This is a genomic window from Vibrio sp. 10N.222.49.C12 (assembly GCF_041475025.1).
In the GTDB taxonomy this organism is placed as follows: Bacteria; Pseudomonadota; Gammaproteobacteria; order Enterobacterales; family Vibrionaceae; genus Vibrio; species Vibrio crassostreae_C.
In genome coordinates, this window is the sequence record NZ_JBFRVF010000055.1 from 82694 (window position 1) to 104001 (window position 21308).

Consider the following 21308-nt stretch of genomic DNA (forward strand, 5'->3'; position numbering starts at 1 on the left):
GCCACACTAAAGGAGATAATTATGAAACTGTCATTTATCACACACGCTATTTCTAGCAACAGTGACCAATCAAGTTCTATCTTTAAATCTATTTCTATCTTTGGGCTTAGCTCAATAGCCACGGCTTGTATGCTCACACCTACAGTACATGCCGATGATAAAGTCGTCGCAGGGTATTTTGCGGATTGGCAATATCTGAATAAAGACAACCCTTATACCGTTGACGACATACCTGCAGACAAGCTCTCACATATTATTTACGCCTTCTTGAGCATGTGTGGTCCTCATAGCGGTGCTGGTGAGCCCGTCCAAAAACAAATTCAGCAGCAATGTGCAGACAAACAACCATATACCGCGATTATTGTGGATAAAGAAGCTGCGTTAGAAGTCGATTTCGGAGACGTGGGTGTTGATGTCGCCTATAAAGGTCACTTTGCCCAGTTAGCTCAACTGAAGGCCGACAATCAAAATATCAAAATTTTGCCCTCATTTGGAGGGTGGACAATGTCTGAACCTTTCCATGCGATGGCGAAAGATCCTCAAGCCATTGCGCACTTTTCAAAAACTGCTGTTGAATTGATCCAAAAATACGACTTCTTTGATGGTATTGATCTTGATTGGGAATACCCAGGAGGCGGCGGCTTAACCACTTCGCCTTGGAACCCAGAGACGAAACTAACGGATGAGCAAAAAGCGCTAGAGCGTGAAGCTTTTACTCTTTTAGTAAAAACAATCAGAAGTGATTTGGACGCTCTATCAAAGACGACTCAAAGAGATTACGAGCTTTCAACGGCTGTCGGTGTTGGTGCTAAGGCAGCTCAAATTGACTGGAACGCAGCTAGCCCATATCTGACGAACATGTTTGCGATGACGTATGACTTCCTCGGAGGCTGGGGAACTCAAACAGGTCACACAACAAACTTACATGCCACCGAGCGTAGTTGGTGGGGAATGGGAGCTGATGTCTTCATTAATCAGATGATAGAGCAAGGTATTCCTAGCGAGAAGCTCGTGATCGGGGCGGCTTTTTATGGTCGAGGTTGGCAAGGGACAAAAGACTTTGCTGGAGAGCTGCCTAAAGGAGACCTAGTTTCTGAACAAGGGGCGCAGTTTGGTACCGGTGAAAACGGTTACTTCATGTTTTGGGATCTTATGAATAACTACAGCAGCAAACAAGGTTATGAGTATAAGTATGATGAGCAAGCTCAAGCACCTTATTTGTGGAACCCAGATAAAAAAGTATTCATATCTTTTGAAGATCAGCGTTCTATTAAAGCAAAGGCAGAATGGGCGAAGAAATCAGACCTAGGCGGCATTTTTACTTGGGAATTATCAGGAGATCCTTCCGGGCAGTTGATCGATGTTATGCATAGTGAAATGAATAAAAAGTGAAATGAATAAATAACCGAACAGAAAATATCTAGAAAATAAGGTAGGTGTTTATCTGCCTACCTTATTTAGCTCGTCTATTTAACTCGCGTTCTTAAACAGAACATTCCGCGTGCTCGGTCACTTTCTTGTTTAGGTGAGTAGCCAGCTCATAATAAGGAATAGGGCGAGAGAAGTAATAGCCTTGCATTAAGTCACATCCACATGCCTTTAGAATTGCGAAGTGTTCGTTTGATTCTACGCCTTCTGCTAATACCACCATGCCGAAGTTCTTACCGATTGCGATGATGTTTTGCACCATGGTGAGTGACTGCTGATCGACAGCAATGTTCTCAATAAAGCTCTTATCGATTTTAAGTTCATCGATAGGCAGTGCTTTCAACATACTTAGTGATGAATAACCTGTCCCGAAATCATCTAAAGAGATCTTTATATTCTTCTCTTTGAGGGCTTCAAAAGTCGGTTTCACCAAAGTCACATCTTCAATGAACAAGCTCTCGGTAATTTCTAGCGTTAAACAGCTAGGAGAGAGTTGATACTTTTCTAGTGTCGCGAACAAGTGCTCAGAGAAGGATTGATGAGAAAACTGACGCACTGATATGTTGATCGACAGCCCGATCTTTTGTTCTGTTGTTCGGTGCAAGTGGGCGATCTGCATAATGCTGGACTCAATAATAAAAGTCCCCAGTTTTTGCATTAAACCCGTGTTCTCTGCTATCGGTATAAAGACATCTGGCGGAACAAAACCCAATTCCTCATCAATCCAGCGCACGAGTGCTTCTACACCATGAATACTTTCATTTGCACGAACCAGCGGTTGGAAAACCATGAACAGCGTTTGTTTCTCGATAGCGATGCGTAGCCTTTGTTCTACTTTCATTTTGTAGAGATGAGCATCTTGCATTTCCGTTGTGAAAATACTGTACGAGTTTTGCTGCTGTTTCGCTTTGTACATTGAAATATCGGCAGAACGTAACAGGCTATCCAGATCTTTTCCGTGTTCTGGGAAACGCGCTACGCCGATGCTGCAACCTAACAAAAACTGAGCGCTTTCAACTTCATAAGGTTGAGAAAGCACTTCAATAATGCGCTTGGCGAGTCGTTTAATTTCAGCTTCATTCGACAAGGGCGTCAAGAACAAAAACTCATCACTGGATTCACGTACCAATAGGCTGAGGCGAGATCGGAACCTCATCAAACGCAAAGCGATCTGTTTGAGAACCTTATCTCCAAAGTCATGCCCGTGGGTGTCATTGACGCATTTAAAGTTATCGATATCGATAAACAACAGCGAAAACGGCTCTGACTCATCGTCAATCCATTTACCAATGTTTCTACGCATGTACAAACGGTTTGGCAGAGAGGTTAAAGGGTCATGGTTCGCCTGATAAATGAGTTGGCTACGAGTCCGTTGTTCATTCTTGGCAATCGACTTAACCAAAAAGTAGAAACCAAACTGAAGAAAAATAAAGGCAACGAAAAGAATGCTGAACTCTTGTATGAATATACTATCGACGTGAGTTAGATCCGTACGTCCTACCACCCATAATTTGTAGTTTGGGATGTATTTCGCGCTCATCAAAGAGTGGTACTCTTCATCGTCGACGACAAAAGAATAGGTTTCTTGCCCATTCATCGCTTCTTGTACGCTAATTCCGAAGTGGTCGGTAAAGATACTTGCAATACGCTGTATGACATCTTTGCCGACTGGAGAGGAATAGGCACTCTCAGATTCAATATCACTTGAATAAAACTGGCGATAGCTGTCTTTTCTGATCAGGCTTAGTGTATTGAAACTTCCGGCGTGAGCATTATTTTCAAATACGATCGTTGCGTCTAATCGTAGCCCTGCGGTCATTACTGCATCGGTTTTCTTGCCATCGATTGAAATTGATTTTCTCAGCGGGATGACTAAGCTATTCAACGAATCTTGAAAATAGGTACGGCCAAGCACCATGCTACTGCTTGATAGGGCGTCTAGGAAGGAGCCTCTGGTTGGCGCGTATTGCAGCAAGTTCCTTTGATTCGCAAGTTCGAGATTTGAGCTAATCGAGAGGTAATCACCGTCGGTGTTCAACAAGCCAAACGCTGCTATCGCAGGGTGGGTCTCAAGTAGCTTGTCTAATATTGGCCTAATCTGGATAGATGCAGTACGTGTGAAATCAGACTGTTGAGCCAGTTGATGGCCAACCACTTCTAACAAGGCTTCTTGACTGGTCAGCAGCGAGTTGACGGAGCTAGAAAAAAGCTCAACCTGAATGTGTTGCTGCTCTATGAAGTCGTCTCTGTTTGCTTTCCAGTTTGTTATTCCCAACGCGGCGAAAAGTATCAGGGTCAGTAGTACGACAAACGCGTACAGCGACCAGATATTTTGCTTAAATAGAGCCATGAGATGCCTTTGTTGGTTACTACTTTTAACAGACTGCAAGTGACAAACTATTGGGTTGTCAGCGCGATTCATGCAACGAAAAATACAAACATCAATGATGAAAGTATTAATGATTAAATAGTGTAACGACTACGAGCAGAGATTCTTGAGTGAAAAATTAGTATTCATAACGTCGATAACGATTAGTTTATGATTAATCACGAATTATGGTTAGCAAGTTGATGTGGGTTACAAATCAAACGGCGTGAATCGAGTCTTGGTCTCAAATGAACATAGCGTTAACTGCGACATAGAGGCTTACTTCATGAGACGTGGAGCCATCATTATCAGTAAGCTCTTTATGCATGCGCAGTATATTCTAATAGTTGCATTAAGCGAAGTTGAATTACTTTTTAGTCACGGCGATAGGGAGTTTGTCGTTAGCACCCCATTCCGTCCATGAACCATCGTAAACACCCATTTCACCGTTATAGCCAGCGAGTTTAGCGGCTAATAATATGATGCAAGCTGTTACGCCAGAGCCACAGCTAAAGAACATAGGTTGAGAAGGCGTTAATTCTAGCGTTGAAAAGATATCAATAAGCTCTTCTTGGGACTTTAACTTGCCGTTTTTGAGTACTTGGGCAAATGGTAGGCAAATAGAATTCGGTATATGGCCACTACGCAAGCCTTCACGTGGTTCAGGAACTTCTGAATCGAAACGAGCTTGAGAACGAGCATCTACAATGTTTGCGCTCTTGTCAGTTGAGTAACCTTCAATCTGCTGAGCACTGACAAAGTAGTTGTCTTGAATATGGCCTTCAAAATTGCCCGCTTTTACTTCGGTGCGATAGTCAGTCTCGGTCGCGTAACCGGCTTCGATCCAAGCTGGCAAACCGCCATCTAAGATGAATACATCGTTGTGTCCCATTGCCATAAACATCCACCACGCACGAGGAGAAGCGAAGGTTCCGGAGTTATCGTAAACCACAATCGTACTGTCTTGATTGATGCCAATTTCTTTTGCGCGAGTGTTGAAGTGTTTTTCGCTCGGAAACATGTGAGGAAGCAGAGTGTGCTTGTTACAAAAGTCTTTGTCGTAGTCAAAACGAATAGCACCAGGAATCATTTGTCCTTTGATCTTTTCTGACTCGCTTGGAATTTGAAACTCGATGCTGGCGTCGAGGATGATGATATTGTCTTCTGCTAGCAAACGTTGTTGAAGTTGTTGTGGTGAGATGAGTGGCTGATTCATTATTGTTATATCCATTCTTGTTGTTTTAGCGATTCTTACTGTTTTAGCGAATACAGTGGTAGAGCGATTACTGTTGCTTTTGCGAATACAGTTGCTTTACGAATACCGTTGTTGCATCGATGGCTACTGTGCAGCTCGACAGTGGATGAACTGATAACTGCTTTGTCCGGTTATTTGATTGTTTAATGTATCAAGCGCGACCACAGAATCAATAGGGCAGTCTGTGGTAGGAGCAATAGAGAGCCGAAATACGTCATTATCTTTTGTCTGAACCGTCAGATAACGCCTGTGCCCATCTAAGGATTGAGTAAGCGTGTTCGAAATTACTTTGGCTTGAATACGTTGCCCCGTCTCTGATGTTAGCGGGAAATAGGCAAGGGCAACTAACACGCCTACGCCACACATTAAGATAAATAGACCTATTTTTAACTGTTTCATGAGAGTAAGTCTTTGAAGGTTATGTTGAAAATATAAGTGAGGTTGGTGGTAAAGTGAATGCTACTCGCTAAGAAAGCTGAATTAACTGCTCTTCGACGAAAATAAAAAAGTGAGCATTTCTGCTCACTTCCTACTTATAAACAATCCATTTTGACTCTGTTTCGTCAGAGATCTCGCTAACGACAAGTTACCTGCTGTTAAACGATTTACTGCCAGACAATCTGAGAGTCACCGCTAGAAACCACCTGTTGTAATGGAGGTTGACCATCGTAGAACCAAATCTCTATCAAGAGTGCGTCATGGTTTACCGGTGCTGCAAAGTTCGAGGCGAATACGCCATTATCTAATGGACCTGCAATGACCTTGCTGGAGTAATCCGGCTTCAAGGTTGAGTCATCTCTTGTGCTAAATCGGCTATAAACGGTCACAAAAGAACGATCTGTCGAAATGCTGCTGATGTCGATGTCGAGATCAAACTGTTCAACAGAGTTGTAGTCAAACCCGTCAGGTACCACCAAATCACTCATCGTATAGCTTTGCGCTGCTACCGCACTTGTCGCGGGAGACGGCGAAGGCGTTGCGGTTACCGGAGTCGTTGCTGTTACCGGATTCGACGGAGTTGCAGGAGTCGACGGTGTAGATGGCGATGGAGTAGATGCACTGCCGCCGCCTCCACCACCGCCGCCCCCACAACCGGCTAATACTAATGGTGCTGCAGCTAAAATAATGGCTAGTGACTTCTTGATGTTCCAAGTGCTTTGTACAGACATACGTTTTTCCTCAGAGAGATTGCGACTCGAATTAACGCAATGATTGTCTCGATATTGTTTAGTGTGAATAGTCATAACGTCTCTCCTTATGGTTCGTAACGTTGGTTGTCTGCAGGTGATTGGTACCATGTCTGGTTCGTTTCACCGCCGGATTCTGCGTATTCTTTAAACTCTGGATAAGCGGTAACAATATCGACGTACTCCAAAGGCCACTCCCATTCGTCATCTGAAGTCACTATTAGCGCCCAAGGGTGATTTTCTACTGTTTTGAAGTATTTACCTGTTGATGGATTACTGTCATCAACGCCTAATCCAGCTTCAAAGAGGTTAGTGGTATCAAATGCTTCTGTTGGCGCTTGGTCTGGTAAGTGAACCTCCCAGCTGCGTCCTGGATGTAGAGGTAGGTTTTCACCGTGATAATACCCAGGCGTTGCGAAGATGAACGGGTCGTAAGGCATATCGGTCCAGCTGCCAGTACTCACACCGTCACCGGCTAAAGTAATACCAATTTGGAACGAGAACTGCTCATCCTCTTTACATCCATTACTGGTGCGGTAGAAGGTACAGCCAGTGCTGATTTTTTCTGTCAGGTCATTGGCGATAACAAAGATTGCTTCACTACGTCCATCTTCTAGGTCAAGGTCAGTGAATACACCGTTGTGTTTCATGTAAGAGCTACCACTACTCACCAAGCTCGGGGCTAGGTTAGGAAGTCGAACAGCAAAACCATTTCTGTACGTTGCCCCGACAGCAGCTAGGCGGCCGTCGATAGTGGACTTAACGACTTTTCCATCTTTAAGGATCTCAGTAATGCGATACATAAGAACAGCATCGTTCATGTCGTAGTCGGCTTTATAAGGCCAGTTATCTTCGTACGCGAGCGTTGCGTAGCCAGAAGCACTTGGGAAGTAACGAGCGGTGGCGCCATCGTTAAGGACATCGACTTGAATATCGACCACCTCACCAGAGGTTGAACCGCCAAAGTAACTTAGGTTGGTTTGTTGGCTGAATCTAAATCTAGCCCACGTAGTACCGGTTAGTGCGTTGATGTCGACATTTAGGAATAGATCGTTTTCACCAGCATCGAGCGCGTAATCTGTAAACACTTGCTCGTTGGCGCCATCGAAGCTGCCATCTTGGTTCCAGTCTATCCAAGCTGAAAGGTAACCGGTTGTTGAAGCTTCAATTACTACTTTTGAATCAAGCCCTGCTTCAAGTGCGGTAACAAAACCGATACCACCGTTTGCCCATTCATCATCCACCCCGACAGTTTCATCTGATTGAGGTGTGACATAACCATCTAAATCCGCATCTGGAGGAGTTGTACCTAACCATGTGATGCCATCGAGTTCATGTCGAGGGCCATTGCTCGCCAGTAACGTTAGGTAGCTGTCTGGAGCATCACCGAAGTCGATGTTTGAGTCTTCATCAACAACAGGTGCATTAGCACAACGAGCACCATCGTTTTGACCAGAAGCTGGGCCATTCGAAACAAATTCAACGGCTGGAACAATACCTGCCGCGATATTGGCAGCGTTGTCTGGAGACAGATTGATACGGTAAATTTTACCGTCTTGGTTTCGAGATACGTAGTAGTAGCCGTTGACATCAAAATAGCCCGCACCGAACGTACCTAACTCGCCGGTGTCTCCGATGTAGGTTTCGGCACCAGTTGTAGGGTTGAAGCTGTATAAGCCACCAGAGTTATTATCGATACCATATAAAGAGCCATCACTTGGATGAAAGGCGAAATCAGTCAATTTTACAGTTGCTGGGCTGCCGACAATTTTGTTAACGGTAACAGTCGCGTTTGGGTCTGCGTCTAAAGGCGATAGGTCAACAGTGAATAAGCCTTTCCCTGTACGGTAAAGGTAATACACATGGTCATAAACGTCGCCGACATAGAAAGTGTGATCGGTTGGTAAGCCACTGGTATTGATAACTTCTGCTTGGAAGTCTTGACCAAGACGCACTAAACGTTTGTTGGTGGTGTCATAGCCATAAATATATCTGTCTTGGAAATCAAATCCGACACCATTGATATTGGCATTCATGCCCGTATCGTCTTCTAACAGAGTGGTTGAGCCGGTCACTAGGTTTACACCCCAAACCTCAACGGGTTTCGACTGAAAGAGGTATGCTTGACTAGGGCAGGTATCGAATGGCGCTGCGTTGGCGACTAGAGGGGCACTTAATAGCAAACTTAACGTTGTAATTCTCATATCTACATCCTTGTGATGGAAGGTACAGATACAGTTACAAGTTATGTGCCAAATTTAACATGTTGATTTTTAACGATTATATTTTGTGGTGCTGATTTTTTTATTGTATTCTCAAAATGAGAACTCAAATGAAACTAATCTCTCATAGAGTATTTCAAATTGATAAAGCGAGTTGAGATGCTGACGTTGAGATATAAAAAAGCCCCAACATATAGTCAAGGCTTAAGTTTTCGATAAGAGGGGATATGATTTAGCTTATCCACACACCGAACAATTAGGCATCTTCATTAAATTCATTTCACGCCAGCTGTGAGACATGGCATCGAGAATCAAAAGCTTGCCTTGCTTTGGTTGTCCAAACCCGGCAATAACCTTGATAGCTTCCAAAGCCTGAGCTGCGCCAACCATGCCAACAACAGGTGCCATCACACCGGCTTCAACACAGCTTAGAGCAGCGTTGCCGAATAGAGCGCTCAAGCACTGGTAGCAAGGTGCATTTTCATCTTGATAAGTGAATACGCTAATCTGACCTTCCATGCGAATCGCAGCACCAGAAACTAAAGGCGTTTTAGATGCGTAACATAAGCGGTTCAATTGATTGCGCGTTTCAACGTTGTCGCTGGCATCAAGTACTAACGAATGCGCTTCAATGAGCTTTGCTAGTGCCTCGTCATCAAGTCTGTGGTCGACCGTTTCAACTCTAAGGTGTGGGTTTAACACCTGTAATGATTCAGCGGCTGAAACGACTTTCTTCTTACCAATATCAGCATCGGTGTGAAGCACTTGTCGTTGCAAGTTTGAAAGCTCGACAACATCGTCGTCGATCAGCATTAGCTTACCAATACCCGCAGTCGCAAGGTATTGAGCAGAGGCACAGCCTAAACCACCCGCACCTAACACCAAAATCGAGCTCTGTTTCAGCGCTTCTTGACCCTCAAAATCAAACTGCTTGAGAATGATCTGGCGGTTATAGCGAAGCATCTCTGCGTCAGACAGTATTTCCATCAGCAAGCCTCGTTAGTAAAGCGTGGAGTTAAACAGTTGAATCTGAACCGTTTCACCGACTTCAACACGGCCACGTTCGCGCTCTAGTACCACAAAGCAGTTTGCTAAGCTCATTGAGCGGAAAGCGCCAGAGCTTTGGTTACCTGTTGTTTCTACTACAAACTTACCGTTTTCAATCGAGTAAATACCACGTTGATAATCAGTACGGCCTGGGCCTTTTTTGAATGCAGATTTAGTGATCGCAGGAATCGATTCTGGTGCTGTCCACGCAGTGTGACCGGCAAGTTTAGCCAGCATAGGTTGAACTAACACGTACATGGTCATCATTGCAGACACTGGGTTACCCGGTAGGCCACAGAACCAAGCGTTGTCTAGCTCACCAAATGCGAATGGTTTACCTGGTTTGATTGCTAGTTTCCAAAAGCCGATTTCGCCAAGCTCTTCAAGAATGTCTTTGGTGTAATCAGCTTCGCCGACACTTACGCCACCAGAAGTGACAACTACGTCTGCCAGTTCTTGCGCTTTTACAAAGGTTTCTTTAAGCGTTGCAGGGCAATCAGGAATAATACCTAGGTCAATTGCTTCGCAACCAAACGCTTCAATCAGTGGTTTGATACCGTAGCGGTTGCTGTCGTAGATCTGACCATCTTCAAGCGGTTGGCCTAATGGCTTGAGCTCATCGCCAGTAGAGAAGAAAGCGACTTTAGGTTTGTGTGCCACAGTTACATGACTCACACCGAGCGAAGCAATCATTGGAATGTCACGAGGTGTTAAACGTTCGCCACGGCTAAGAACGATATCGCCTTGCTTGATGTCGTCACCGGTAGGGCGAATGTTATTGTTCAGCTTGATGTCGTCTTGCTGAATCTCAATGCCAGCGTCAGTTTCAGCCGTGTTTTCTTGCATGATTACGACGTCACAACCTTCCGGGATCTTTGCGCCAGTCATAATGCGAATACAGGTGTTTGCTGGCCATTCACCTTCAAAAGGTTGACCTGCAAAGGACTTGCCCGCTAAAGGCAGCACTTTACTGTTCTCTAGGTCTGCTAAGCGCAGTGCATAGCCGTCCATTGCTGAGTTATCAAAAGGAGGTACGAAAATAGGGGATAGAATATCTTCAGCAAGTACGTAACCCAATGCTTCTGCCAATGGCAGTGATAAGGTCGTTTGAATAGGTTGAATTGGTGATAGCAGCTTATCTAGTGCTTCTTCAATTGGCATCAAGCCCGGAGCGTCGCAACAGCCCATAATTGAAATCCTTTGATCGTTATTATTTTGATTTGGCGGTTGGCAATAGGGATTCAATAGTTATCAAATCATGATGGTTCGCCAACGAAATTCTAGCCACTCTAGCACAGTTTAAGCCCCGTAAATAATGACCTCCCTTAAAATATGGGTGTATTTATTCAAAATTCCGAGTATCCTTGTTTGCCATCCAGAAGGGGTAATAAAAGAGGAAGTTCAATGTCAGGTCTTAGCGAATCAGCGAAGTTGGTTAAAGATGCGCTAGCAAGCCGCGGATTAGAGACACCAATGAGTCCTAACCAGGTTAGCCGAGAAGAGAAAAAGGAACGAATCGAACACCATATGCGTGAGATTCTCACTCTCCTTGAACTTGATCTTACGGACGATAGTCTGGAAGAAACACCGCAACGTATTGCTAAAATGTACGTGGATGAAATTTTCTCTGGTTTGGATTACGCTAATTTCCCTAAAATTACTGTAATCGAAAACAAGATGGGCGTTCGTGAGATGGTACGAGTAAAAGACATTACCGTGACCAGTACTTGTGAGCACCACTTAGTGACGATTGATGGTAAGACTGCGGTCGCTTATATCCCGCGTGGGAAAATTATTGGCCTTTCAAAGATCAACCGTATTGTTCGATTCTTTGCTCAGCGCCCACAAGTTCAAGAGCGTATGACGCAGCAGATCCTTGTTGCATTGCAAACGCTACTCGAAACCGATGACGTTGCTGTAACCATGGATGCGGTTCACTACTGCGTGAAATCTCGCGGTGTAATGGATGCAACCAGCGAAACGACAACAACAGCTCTAGGCGGTATCTTCAGATCAAACCCAGCAACGCGCCACGAGTTCTTACACGGCCTGCGTTGATTCACTGCATTATTAGATGAATTCAATTTAGCCTCTGTAAATTGATGTTCATTGAAATATATTCTAAGCCTCGCTTTATGCGGGGCTTTTTTACGCCTGTAATGAAGTCAACTGTAATGGCTGAGAATGCTGTTATTCCCTAAAGTGAAGAATGAACGTAATAGGGAATCTGTTGCGGCCAAGCAGAAAAAGCACGCTCTATATCTTAACGTTTGTTGAAAGCATATAGAGCGTAACTAGAATCAGTCGCTGGTGGAGTGCTTAAGAAAGGTTAAACAAACGCTTTAAGTGGTGAACAATACCGGATGGCTTGTTCTCGGCTTGATAGATGCTCAAACCATCGTAAAAACTCGCCATGAACTCTACGCGAATCTCATCATCACTGCTTCTCGATATACGAGACAGTAGCGTAGCGGCTACAGCTGCGTGATCATTGGCTAGGCTGTAATCCATTCCTAGTCGTCCTTGAATGAACAACCACAAATGCGTGACTAGTTTTAACTGTTGAGCGTTAGAGTTTTGAAACTTGTCACTGTGCTCAGTGCCCACAGTATTATCGAATACATTTTGCATCCTCTCATTCGCTTCTTTATAGCTTTCAAAGCGATAGCTTGCATCGATATGTACCTTGGTTAACAGGCCAAGCAACGTCTGACGTGCAGAGTTGTCAGGCTTGTTCTCGCAAGCGTGTTTAAACAAAGCGTGGTTTTCATCAATAAATGACGACAGCTCTTTCTCGTAGCCTGTCGAGAGCGCTTTGACTGAACCTAAACCTGCTTCTTTTAAACACTGGTGAAGCTTGGTTCTAGCTTGTTGTTTAGCTTTGATTTCTTGCTGCGCGTCGGCTTGTTGCTTGGCTTCTTCTAGCTGGCTAGCTGCTGTTTGCGAATTATTCGGGGTTGGACGCTCAGTCATTACTCTGTAGCTCTTCCCACGTTACTTCTGCCGATTGAGTATCGCTGTTAATGAAAGCAGAGTTACCCGTCAGCATGACTGAAAGATCCATCGTACGTTGTGTCATCGCTGCTAGCTGCTCAATACCATCGTTGTCTAGACGAACGATCTGAGCTTTTAGGTAGCCGAATTTACCTTTGTTCTGCTCCCACCAAACGTTTGATTTAGTGTTGAAGCTGAATACGCGTACTGATTTAGATAGGCGAGTTGCCTTCTTAACACGCTCTGGATCAGGTTCGCCTACATCAACCCATTCTAGGATTTGATCGTCTAACGACTTCTGCCATAAATCGGGTTCTTCAATGCTAGACAACCCTTTAGTGAACTCAAGTTCAGGAGACGCATTGATACAGAAAGCCATGATTCGAGCCATCATTCGCTGTTCTGTTTCAGAAGGGTGTTGTGCAACCGTTAGATTGAAAGAGTCGTAATAGTCGCGATTCATATCGGTTAAAGAGATACGAAACTTGTAGATTGTCGGTTTAAGAGCCATTGAGAGGGTGTCTTAGGTAGAAATAGTGAAGGGGAATATTACCTTAAATCTCTGAATAGCGGGTAAAAAAATAGCCAGCAGAGGCTGGCTATTTTTAGAAAGCTTTAAAATACTAGATTAAAGTACTTTGATGCTGTCAGCTTGTGGGCCTTTTTGACCTTGAGATACTACGAACTCAACTTTTTGGCCTTCAGCAAGAGTTTTGAAACCGTCGCCAGTGATAGCAGAGAAGTGTGCGAATACGTCTGGGCCGTTTTCTTGTTGAATGAAGCCGAAGCCTTTAGTTTCGTTGAACCATTTTACTGTACCAGTAACTGTGTTAGACATGATGATATCCTAAAATTAAATTTTTATTTTGAGCCAATTGTGGCACTGATAGCGCGGAAAAGTTTATTGCTATTGCGTACAACACAACGGGGTTACTAGTAATCCAACGAAATGTTTATATACAAAGAACTTTCTTTCTAGCCGGGAACGAGTCTAAATCAAATCAGGGGATAGTCAATCGAATACATAGGGAAAGGTTGCAGAAACTTGGGGGTAGTCAAACTTTGCATTCCTTAAATATCATGGAGTTACAGTTGTATGGTGATTTGTTGTAGTTTTTGTGAAAAAGGTGGTCGAAATTGATGACGAATTTGGAGTAAATGCACTGTTTTAGCGCATTCATTTTTGCAAATTTAAAGCCGCTAACTGGGCGTTGAGCCCACTTTTAACGGCTTATATTTATAAATGTCGTTGTAAGGTAAGTGCCTTTACTTGAACGAGGTCTCGGCTACTTTTTCAAGCGGTACAGGTTGCCATTATCAGTGCTGAAGAAGATGTCTCCGTTTGGTGAAGTTTCGATGTCTCTTACCCTTTCGCCCAAGTCCTCTAAAATGCGTTCTTCCTCGATTGCCTCACCTTGTTCATTGACTGTCACAATATTGATGTGAGTAAGTTTTAGTGCGCCAGCCAGCAGTTTGCCTTTCAGCTCTGGGTATTTGTCTCCTTGGTAAACAATCAAACTGCCCGGAGCGATTGAAGGAACATAGACTTTTTTTGGCGCTTCAATACCATCTTTGGTTTCCGATTCGCCAACGCTGATAGGGCCCCAATACTCTTTTCCGTGTGAGGTGACAGGCCACCCATAGTTGGCACCCGCTTTTATTAGGTTAATTTCATCACCACCGCGAGGGCCGTGTTCAATCGACCAAAGCTTTTGAGTCGGGAAATCGTAATACAGACCTTGTGGATTACGATGGCCAAAGCTCCAAATTTCATTGAGCACTTTGTTGTTATCCGTGAATGGGTTATCGCTTGGTGTGCTTCCATCGGCATTCAGTCGTAATATTGATCCGGCGTGAGTCATGGTGTCTTGGCCGTTGTCTCGATCACCACGGTCGCCGATTGAAAAATACAGGTGGCTATCATCAAAGGTGATACGGCTACCAAAGTGACGTCCGGTGTCCGTTCTAGATTTAGATACAAACACATCTGTCCAATTGGTGACTTCATTATTGCTGTAATTAGCAGAAGCCAGTGTCGTTACGCCTTCACCATCGACGTCTTTACTGTAAGTGACGTAGAACTTTCCGTTTTCAAAAGGGGAGAGTGCGATATCCAATAATCCACCTTGGCCTTTCGCCCATACATTGGGCAGCCTGAACAGTGTGTTTTGATCGCCTGTTTTTAAATCGACATGTTTAATGACGCCTGATTTTTCTGTGACTAACATGGACTTATCGTTGACATAAGCCAGCCCCCAAGGGATCACGAGTCCGTCGGTGATCTTCTCTGCCTGCCATGCAAAGGCTGACGTTATAGGACCAGAGGCAAGCAGCGCCAAAGCACATGAAAAAATACGGTGATGAGTGTTCATTGAAATCCCTTGATTATGAGCATCTAGTGTTAGTCTAGCGCTTGTGACCGATTGGCGGAAAGCCGAGGTTGCTGAAAAGTGACTATTCACATATTTAGTTGAACGCCTATTGTATGATTATACAAGCTCACGTATGTTTACTGTGCCTTTCTCTATTTGATCCCGTCGGAGCATTATGAACAACTCACCAGCAGCATTTTCGCTATTTTCTCAGTTTTTATGTTGTGAGTTAGATACGCACGATTTTTCTTCGAACGGACCTATTAAACGATGAGTCGTGGATTTGATTTTAAATCGATCTTACTTGCGTGCTTGGTCATCAGTATCGGCCAGCTCAGTATGGGCTTGGTGTTTCCTTCTTTGCCTTGGATCGCAAAAGATTTTGATGTCTCGCTAGAGCAAGCCCAGCTTTTGGTGAGTGTGTATTTATTAGGCTTTGGCCCTTCCCAGTTTATTTATGGCCCTATTTCCGATGCTTTGGGACGCAAGAAGGTACTGCTAAGCGGTTTGTTGATTGCCATGCTTGGGTTATTGATGATCATCTTCTTCAGCCATTCGTTTACTAGCATGGTGATGGGGCGATTCCTGCAAGGCTTAGGAACCGGTTGTTGCGCGGTACTTGCTCGTGCTTCTACGCGAGACAGATTCAGTGGGGCAGACTTGCCTTTGGCGATGTCTTACATTGCTATGGTTGCGTCTATAACACCTTTGATCGCGCCCGTTATCGGTGGATTCATTAACTTCCATTTTGGCTGGAGCATGGTGTTTATCTCGCTACTTGGCTATGTCTCATTAGCTTGGGTGGTGTTAGCGTTCAAATTTAAGGAAACCGTCACTCAGGTTTCGGCGATCCCTTCGCCTAAGAGAATGGTTTCTCAATATAAAGAGCTACTCACTTCTCGTTATTTTATGAGCTTTGCGAGTATCGGTTGGCTTAACTTTAGCTTGATGATCACCACTGTGTCGGTGATGCCATTTATCATGCAAAACCAGATTGGTATGACGTCAGATGAATACGCGATGTGGGCGGTGATTCCAGCATTAGGCATGCTTGGCGGAACAGGCTTATGTAACCGTATTCGCCCTATGCTGGGTAACAAGAAAACTCTGTTATGCACACCTGTATTGCACGTTGCTGCGGCCTTGTGGCTGTTCTTCTGTCCACTCGAACCTTTGTATCTCATGCTTGGCCAGTTCTTGATGATCCTTGGTAATGGTATTGCGTTACCTTGTGCTCAGGCGTTAGTGATGTTGCCTTATAAGAAGAACGCTGGCGCGGCGGCTGCGATGTCTGGTGGCGGGCAGATGGTGGTGTCTTCAATTGTGAGTATGGGCCTGGTTCAGTTAGGGTTAGGGGAAGCGTGGCATTTATCGCTCGTTATCATGCTGTTCACATTGATTACCCTGTTTAACATTTTGCGTGGTTTCAGTAGCCAAGAAGCGAGAGAGTCTCAGCTCAGTTAGTTGCTTAGGTAATTAGCTAGCTGCCTGGCTAGTAGGAACGAGAAGGCCATTGAAATGATGAATTTCAATGGCCTTTTTAATGTTCAGCGCTTTGGTTTAAGTTACCAGAATATATGCTATTTTCTGACTGCTTAGGGCAAGTGGTAGTGTTCCGAGCGCAGCTTGCGGCAGGGACGTTAGTTTCCATTATTGCTGGCAGCTACTTTATCTTCTTGCTACTGAAATCTCGAAGAACATAGGTTTTGCTCATGACCGAAAGCCATTGCTAATCAAAGCTACTGGCAATCAAAGCCATTGGCGATAAAAGCTACGGATGAAAAGCAGTGAATGGAGCGATCCATCACTGCTTTTTTGTTGATGTCGTTTGTGTAAAGGGAAAGACGTTAAGCAACACAGGTCTCGCTTCTTAATGTGCAAGTTTGGCATATGTTAATAAAATGTATAACCTAAAGGTCTGACCACTGATAAGGTAGCCACCATGCCAAACCTCGATCGTATTACTTGTTCTATCGATAAAAACCAAATTGCGACGGTTGTGTTGAATCGACCCGATAAGCTCAATGCTATTGATATGGCAATGTTTCAAGGCGTGAATAACATGGTGACTCAGCTGAAAAAGAACACCGAGATTCGTGCCGTAATAGTAAAAGGTGAGGGTTCTGATTTTTGTTCAGGGCTTGATGTTAAGTCCCTATTAACCAGTAAATCTGGGGCGATGAAGCTCTTGTTTAAATGGCTACCGACACTGCCTAACGCTGCACAACGCTTTTCATTGGGTTGGCGAGATATTCCATGCCCTGTCATTTTTGCGATTCATGGTCGTTGTTGGGGAGGCGGCCTGCAATTGGTCAGTGGGGGTGATTTTAGAATTGCTAGCCCGGATGCGAACTTCTCTATATTGGAAGCAAAGTGGGGTCTGATTCCAGACATGGGAGGCGCTATCGCTTTTAGAGAGCTGATGCGTAAAGATCACACCCTTGAAATGGCGATGACGGCCAAAGTGATCGACTGTGAAACCGCTAAAGAATATGGGTTGGTGACCAAGATTGCCGAAGATCCTTACGCTGAAGCCTATGCGTTGGCACTTGAGTGTGCGAATCGGTCGCCAGATGTCGTCGCTGCTAACAAGAAGCTCTACAACAAGACTTGGTGGTCAAGCCCGGGCATGGCTGTATTCTGCGAAACTTGGTATCAGATAAAGGTTGGGTTAGGTAAGAACAGGGCGATTGCTGCTCAACGTGAAATTCATCGAGACAAACCACGCCCTTACGTCGCCAGAAAGTTTAAATAGCGCTTGTACAGGAATAATGGATATTCCCTTTGTTTATTGAGCTTTGCGGTAACCTTAGAGCAATTTAATGTCTAAGGCTAAATGAGCGCTCTGATGAACAAAACTTTTACTTACTCTCTAGCTGCCACTGCAATTTTTACGAGCTTAAATGCATTCGCAAGTGGCCTGTTTTTGCAAGAAGCTGTCGTTGCCAACGCTGGTACTACTGGCGCTGGTGATGGTGTTTACACTCGATCTGCAGCGGCGATGTGGACAAACCCTGCCACTATGTCTCACATGGGCGAAAGCAAAACGACCATCAACACCATGGCATTCGATCTTGAAATGAAGTATCAAGATAACGGTGGTAATCCAGATGGTAAAGCTCATTCCGTAATGCCGTCATTTGGTGCCTTCCACGCTCATCAAGTCACAGACAAATTACACCTTGGTATCGCGCTTGGCGCTGTTGGCGGCTCTAGCCTTGATTACGGCAGTGATTGGGCGGGTGCTGCACTTCTAGAAGATATCACTCTTACTGCAATGCAAGTGAACCCATCACTGAGTTATAAGCTGAATGACCAATGGTCAGTAGGCGCGGGTGTGCAATTCAGTTGGGCTGCATTCCAACAAACAACGTCAATGCTTACTGCGAAGCAAGATACTGACTGGGCATACGGCTATAACCTTGGCGTAATGTACACACCGACAGATAAACTTAAGCTGGGCGCAAGTTACCGTTCTAAGCTAGAGCATGAGTTTAACAATGATGTAAATGGCGTTATTAACCAAGGCGTATTGAATTCATTATCAACTGATATTGCTTTACCTGAAATCATCGATGTCAGTGCGAGCTATGCTTTGAACTCTCAACTTGACCTGCTTGCTAGTATTCAGTTCCACCGTTGGAGTGAATGGGATACAACCGTTCTTGATTTTGGAATAGCAGGAAGTCCAATTAATGGTGTTCCGATTGAGCGTGACTGGGATGACGTTTGGAAATTTGCGGTAGGTGCGGATTATCAATTGAATTCAGACTGGCGTTTGAAAGCTGGCTTCTCTTACGAAACTTCTCCGCAAGACGATCCGTCAATGCAATGGGTTGACCTTCCTGTGGGTGAACAGTACCGCTACTCAGTTGGCGCATCTACCTACTGGGACGACATCTTAATTGATGTGTTCTATGAATACGCTGATTTGGGTTCAGTTGAGATGGATCGATATGGTCGATTTGGTCAAGTTAATCTGTTGAATGGTTCGTTCGATGGCCGTATCCACTTTGTTGGTGTTAGCGCGACCTTCTAATGACATTACGTAATCTACTAATCATTACTTTAGTGTCTTTATTTTCAACGGGTGCTTTTGCTGAAGAGAAGCACCCTGATGATCCGACTAAAATCGTAACCAAAGCTGGCGTTGCTTATAACGAAGATCTGCAGTTCTCTGGGTCTATTGGGCTTGATGAAGCGCGAATGATCAACGCTCGTGTTAATGCTGACGGTGAAGAGTGGCGAGTAGGCGGTTCATGGTTGTTGCCTATGGGGATCGTCAATTTCAACTTTAGCCGCTCTGAATACGACAACGATGCTTATAAGAACAACTACAGTATTGGTACGTTTATACCACTGAGTTATTTCGACATTGAGCCGTTCGGTTGGCAAATCTTCCCTATGGCTGGCTACAGTTATAATGATGGCGAAGTGGCGGTTTTCGATGATGATAATGTTGGTTCTGACTATGTATTGATGTCGAGCTCAACACACGGTGGCTACATTGGTGCGTTTGGTTTAAAAACGATTACTGATGAATGGTCTATCATGGGCTTCGGTGGCGGTTCAATGGGGTCTGATGATTATTCAGGGTATTGGGCAGGCGTCGGTGCTAGCTACAAGTTGAGTGACGCTCAATCATTCAACTTCTTCACTATTTTTGCTGAGGACGATTTCGGTGAAAATAACAGTGTTGGCGCGTCTTACACCTATGAGTTCAAATAACTGTTAGCAGGCAGAAATTCGCAGGTGGACACCTCTCGTAAGAACCATTGACTTAGTCCAGATTAAATTGAACAAAGTCGCTTATTAAAACTTAGCGACTTTCTTTTGTTACCATTTCTCCAATCTTTTTTTATCTCTTTTTGATGCTTTCTATATCTTTCTCACATGAGAGTGCCGCTCTCTTAATCTAGATTAAGTTTTCGCTGCCTTATTCTCTGTAGTATCCGCCTGAATCAGTGCCCATGCTTAATGGGTAACTTGCGTAACACGATTTTGAGAGGAAGACACTTGAGCACTTTGTTTACAGAAACCCACATTGGCAAGATGACACTAAAGAATCGCTTCATGAGAAGTGCAACGTGGGAAAATATGGCCACCGAAGATGGGCATATGACAGATAAACTGTACGCTATCTATGAAGAGTTGGCTCAAGGTGAAGTCGGCCTGATCGTGACGGGCTACGCGAACATTGTTGAAGAAGAAAAGCCGAATGCAGGCATGATGGGTATGTATAACGACTCATTCATTGAAGAGTATCAAAAGCTGACTCAACTGGTGCACGACAACGACTCTAAAATCGTGATGCAGTTGGCTTATGGTGGCACCAAAACCACGCATGACCTTGGCGAGCGAGTAATCTACGCACCAAGTGAGGTTCCAGAAAAAGGAACTCAAACTCTAGGCAAAGCGATGACCAAAGACGAGATCGACTACATTGTTGATGCGTTTGCTCAAGCGTCTTTGAGAGCACAGAAGTCAGGCTTTGATGGCGTTGAAATTCATGCCGCTCACACTTACCTGATTAACCAATTTCTAAGCCCTTATTACAACCAACGTGAAGATGAATACGGCGGTAGCTTAGAAAACCGCATGAGATTTTTGTTAGAGATCTATACCGCGACGCGCAAGCTGGTGGGTGATGATTTCCCTATCTTGGTTAAGCTTACAGCTTCGGAGTTTTTTGAAGGTGGTGTGACCTTCGACGAAACACGTATTGTGTGTAAAAAGCTTGAACAAGTGGGCGTGGATGGCATTGTCGTGTCAGGCAATATTCATGGCAAAGCAGACACTATGATTGGCGAGTCGCACGATGGTTTTACCATTCAAGCTGAAGGCTACTTCCATGAGTATGGTCACGCGATCAGCCAAGACGTTAATATCCCAGTGATCACGGTTGGTGGTCTAACGGATTTTGATGCTATCGAAGCGATTGCAAACAACACGGGCATTGAGTACTTCGCGCTTTCAAGACCGCTGCTTTCTGAACCCCATTTAGTTAAGCGTTGGAAGGAAGGGGATAGAAGCCCTGTTGAATGCGAACGATGCTCTAAATGTCGTACTAAGCGCGGTAACTTCTGCGTGGTGAATAAAGACAGAAAAGTACAGCTTGCACGCATGTAGTCGCTGAGCCAAGCTCCAAGCGAGCTCCGACGTTTATAGCTGAGTCTAAGTTTGAGCCTGTGTAATCGCGCAGGCTCTTGTTCATTCCGTATTCCACGAAACGAAATTTGAAACCTTATTAATCACATCTTCCTGTCAAATTGGCGCGACTAAACAGTTACACTACGCCTGTAAATTATCCAACCAAGTTATCGATAAAAACTGAGCAAACTTTGAAACTACTTCCTCTTCTTAAGCAACCTCGAATCCACTGACGTCTCTTTAGTTTTAGCGATATTGCTATGATTTAAGCGTGATACTCACTAT

General features: G+C 44.4%; 18 protein-coding genes. 7 read left to right on the forward strand and 11 right to left on the reverse strand.

The features are described from left to right. Positions 1-21: 21 nt before the first annotated feature. Positions 22-1392, forward strand: coding sequence for a glycoside hydrolase family 18 protein (locus AB4583_RS16390; protein WP_170962816.1), 1371 nt, complete (start codon positions 22-24; stop codon positions 1390-1392). A 91-nt stretch (positions 1393-1483) separates the two neighbouring features. Here the strand turns inward: AB4583_RS16390 and AB4583_RS16395 are convergent, their stop codons facing one another. The 7 genes from AB4583_RS16395 to moeA form a co-directional block, all read right to left on the reverse strand. Next, positions 1484-3778, reverse strand: a complete 2295-nt coding sequence (locus tag AB4583_RS16395) for a bifunctional diguanylate cyclase/phosphodiesterase (RefSeq protein WP_136978767.1) — start codon at positions 3776-3778, stop codon at positions 1484-1486. A 385-nt stretch (positions 3779-4163) separates the two neighbouring features. Next, positions 4164-5012: a sulfurtransferase gene (locus tag AB4583_RS16400; RefSeq protein WP_017065718.1), complete on the reverse strand. Its 849-nt coding sequence runs from the start codon at positions 5010-5012 to the stop codon at positions 4164-4166. 123 nt (positions 5013-5135) lie between these two features. Next, on the reverse strand, positions 5136-5450 hold the full coding sequence (locus AB4583_RS16405; RefSeq protein ID WP_017061706.1) for a hypothetical protein: 315 nt from the start codon (positions 5448-5450) through the stop codon (positions 5136-5138). A gap of 206 nt (positions 5451-5656) precedes the next feature. Then, positions 5657-6295, reverse strand: a complete 639-nt coding sequence (locus tag AB4583_RS16410) for a hypothetical protein (protein ID WP_372050990.1) — start codon at positions 6293-6295, stop codon at positions 5657-5659. A gap of 11 nt (positions 6296-6306) precedes the next feature. Then, positions 6307-8442: an LruC domain-containing protein gene (locus AB4583_RS16415; protein ID WP_372050989.1), complete on the reverse strand. Its 2136-nt coding sequence runs from the start codon at positions 8440-8442 to the stop codon at positions 6307-6309. Between the two features lie 255 nt (positions 8443-8697). Further along, positions 8698-9447 carry a molybdopterin-synthase adenylyltransferase MoeB gene (gene moeB, locus AB4583_RS16420; protein WP_372050988.1) on the reverse strand — a complete coding sequence of 250 codons (750 nt, stop codon included), beginning with the start codon at positions 9445-9447 and terminating at the stop codon, positions 8698-8700. A 12-nt stretch (positions 9448-9459) separates the two neighbouring features. Then, complete coding sequence (moeA, locus tag AB4583_RS16425; RefSeq protein WP_102393097.1) at positions 9460-10695, reverse strand: molybdopterin molybdotransferase MoeA; 1236 nt, start codon at positions 10693-10695, stop codon at positions 9460-9462. A gap of 216 nt (positions 10696-10911) precedes the next feature. Between moeA and folE the strand changes: the two genes are divergently transcribed. Then, positions 10912-11565 carry a GTP cyclohydrolase I FolE gene (gene folE / locus AB4583_RS16430; protein WP_017061725.1) on the forward strand — a complete coding sequence of 218 codons (654 nt, stop codon included), beginning with the start codon at positions 10912-10914 and terminating at the stop codon, positions 11563-11565. Between the two features lie 261 nt (positions 11566-11826). Here folE and AB4583_RS16435 read toward each other — a convergent pair whose 3' ends face one another. The 4 genes from AB4583_RS16435 to AB4583_RS16450 form a co-directional block, all read right to left on the reverse strand. Next, positions 11827-12480, reverse strand: a complete 654-nt coding sequence (locus AB4583_RS16435; RefSeq protein WP_372118362.1) for a hypothetical protein — start codon at positions 12478-12480, stop codon at positions 11827-11829. After that, complete coding sequence (locus tag AB4583_RS16440) at positions 12473-13012, reverse strand: YaeQ family protein (RefSeq protein WP_017061727.1); 540 nt, start codon at positions 13010-13012, stop codon at positions 12473-12475. The genes AB4583_RS16435 and AB4583_RS16440 overlap by 8 nt, the downstream gene beginning before the upstream one ends. Before the next feature lie 117 nt (positions 13013-13129). Beyond that, positions 13130-13339, reverse strand: a complete 210-nt coding sequence (locus tag AB4583_RS16445; protein ID WP_010430417.1) for a cold-shock protein — start codon at positions 13337-13339, stop codon at positions 13130-13132. A 448-nt stretch (positions 13340-13787) separates the two neighbouring features. Further along, positions 13788-14873, reverse strand: a complete 1086-nt coding sequence (locus AB4583_RS16450) for a PQQ-dependent sugar dehydrogenase (protein ID WP_372118365.1) — start codon at positions 14871-14873, stop codon at positions 13788-13790. Between the two features lie 270 nt (positions 14874-15143). Here AB4583_RS16450 and AB4583_RS16455 point away from each other — a divergent pair, with 270 nt between their 5' ends. From AB4583_RS16455 to AB4583_RS16475, 5 genes are all read left to right on the forward strand, one after another. Beyond that, positions 15144-16337, forward strand: coding sequence for a multidrug effflux MFS transporter (locus AB4583_RS16455; protein ID WP_372050986.1), 1194 nt, complete (start codon positions 15144-15146; stop codon positions 16335-16337). 478 nt (positions 16338-16815) lie between these two features. Beyond that, complete coding sequence (locus AB4583_RS16460) at positions 16816-17628, forward strand: crotonase/enoyl-CoA hydratase family protein (protein WP_017061730.1); 813 nt, start codon at positions 16816-16818, stop codon at positions 17626-17628. Between the two features lie 93 nt (positions 17629-17721). After that, positions 17722-18912, forward strand: coding sequence for an OmpP1/FadL family transporter (locus tag AB4583_RS16465; RefSeq protein WP_017064441.1), 1191 nt, complete (start codon positions 17722-17724; stop codon positions 18910-18912). Then, the gene (locus AB4583_RS16470; RefSeq protein WP_017066672.1) at positions 18912-19601 is read left to right on the forward strand and encodes a hypothetical protein; all 690 of its coding nucleotides are present in this window, start codon (positions 18912-18914) and stop codon (positions 19599-19601) included. Before AB4583_RS16465 ends, AB4583_RS16470 begins: the two co-directional genes overlap by 1 nt. Before the next feature lie 288 nt (positions 19602-19889). Beyond that, positions 19890-21002: an NADH:flavin oxidoreductase gene (locus AB4583_RS16475; protein ID WP_050620719.1), complete on the forward strand. Its 1113-nt coding sequence runs from the start codon at positions 19890-19892 to the stop codon at positions 21000-21002. The last annotated feature ends 306 nt before the right edge of the window (positions 21003-21308 follow it).

Bases quoted from the DNA above. Each gene is read 5' to 3' on its own strand.
- AB4583_RS16390 (WP_170962816.1), top strand. From the start codon at position 22: ATGAAACTGTCATTTATCACACACGCTATTTCTAGCAACAGTGACCAA.
- AB4583_RS16395 (WP_136978767.1), bottom strand. From the start codon at position 3,778: ATGGCTCTATTTAAGCAAAATATCTGGTCGCTGTACGCGTTTGTCGTA.
- AB4583_RS16400 (WP_017065718.1), bottom strand. From the start codon at position 5,012: ATGAATCAGCCACTCATCTCACCACAACAACTTCAACAACGTTTGCTA.
- AB4583_RS16405 (WP_017061706.1), bottom strand. From the start codon at position 5,450: ATGAAACAGTTAAAAATAGGTCTATTTATCTTAATGTGTGGCGTAGGC.
- AB4583_RS16410 (WP_372050990.1), bottom strand. From the start codon at position 6,295: ATGACTATTCACACTAAACAATATCGAGACAATCATTGCGTTAATTCG.
- AB4583_RS16415 (WP_372050989.1), bottom strand. From the start codon at position 8,442: ATGAGAATTACAACGTTAAGTTTGCTATTAAGTGCCCCTCTAGTCGCC.
- moeB (WP_372050988.1), bottom strand. From the start codon at position 9,447: ATGGAAATACTGTCTGACGCAGAGATGCTTCGCTATAACCGCCAGATC.
- moeA (WP_102393097.1), bottom strand. From the start codon at position 10,695: ATGGGCTGTTGCGACGCTCCGGGCTTGATGCCAATTGAAGAAGCACTA.
- folE (WP_017061725.1), top strand. From the start codon at position 10,912: ATGTCAGGTCTTAGCGAATCAGCGAAGTTGGTTAAAGATGCGCTAGCA.
- AB4583_RS16435 (WP_372118362.1), bottom strand. From the start codon at position 12,480: ATGACTGAGCGTCCAACCCCGAATAATTCGCAAACAGCAGCTAGCCAG.
- AB4583_RS16440 (WP_017061727.1), bottom strand. From the start codon at position 13,012: ATGGCTCTTAAACCGACAATCTACAAGTTTCGTATCTCTTTAACCGAT.
- AB4583_RS16445 (WP_010430417.1), bottom strand. From the start codon at position 13,339: ATGTCTAACACAGTTACTGGTACAGTAAAATGGTTCAACGAAACTAAA.
- AB4583_RS16450 (WP_372118365.1), bottom strand. From the start codon at position 14,873: ATGAACACTCATCACCGTATTTTTTCATGTGCTTTGGCGCTGCTTGCC.
- AB4583_RS16455 (WP_372050986.1), top strand. From the start codon at position 15,144: ATGAGTCGTGGATTTGATTTTAAATCGATCTTACTTGCGTGCTTGGTC.
- AB4583_RS16460 (WP_017061730.1), top strand. From the start codon at position 16,816: ATGCCAAACCTCGATCGTATTACTTGTTCTATCGATAAAAACCAAATT.
- AB4583_RS16465 (WP_017064441.1), top strand. From the start codon at position 17,722: ATGAACAAAACTTTTACTTACTCTCTAGCTGCCACTGCAATTTTTACG.
- AB4583_RS16470 (WP_017066672.1), top strand. From the start codon at position 18,912: ATGACATTACGTAATCTACTAATCATTACTTTAGTGTCTTTATTTTCA.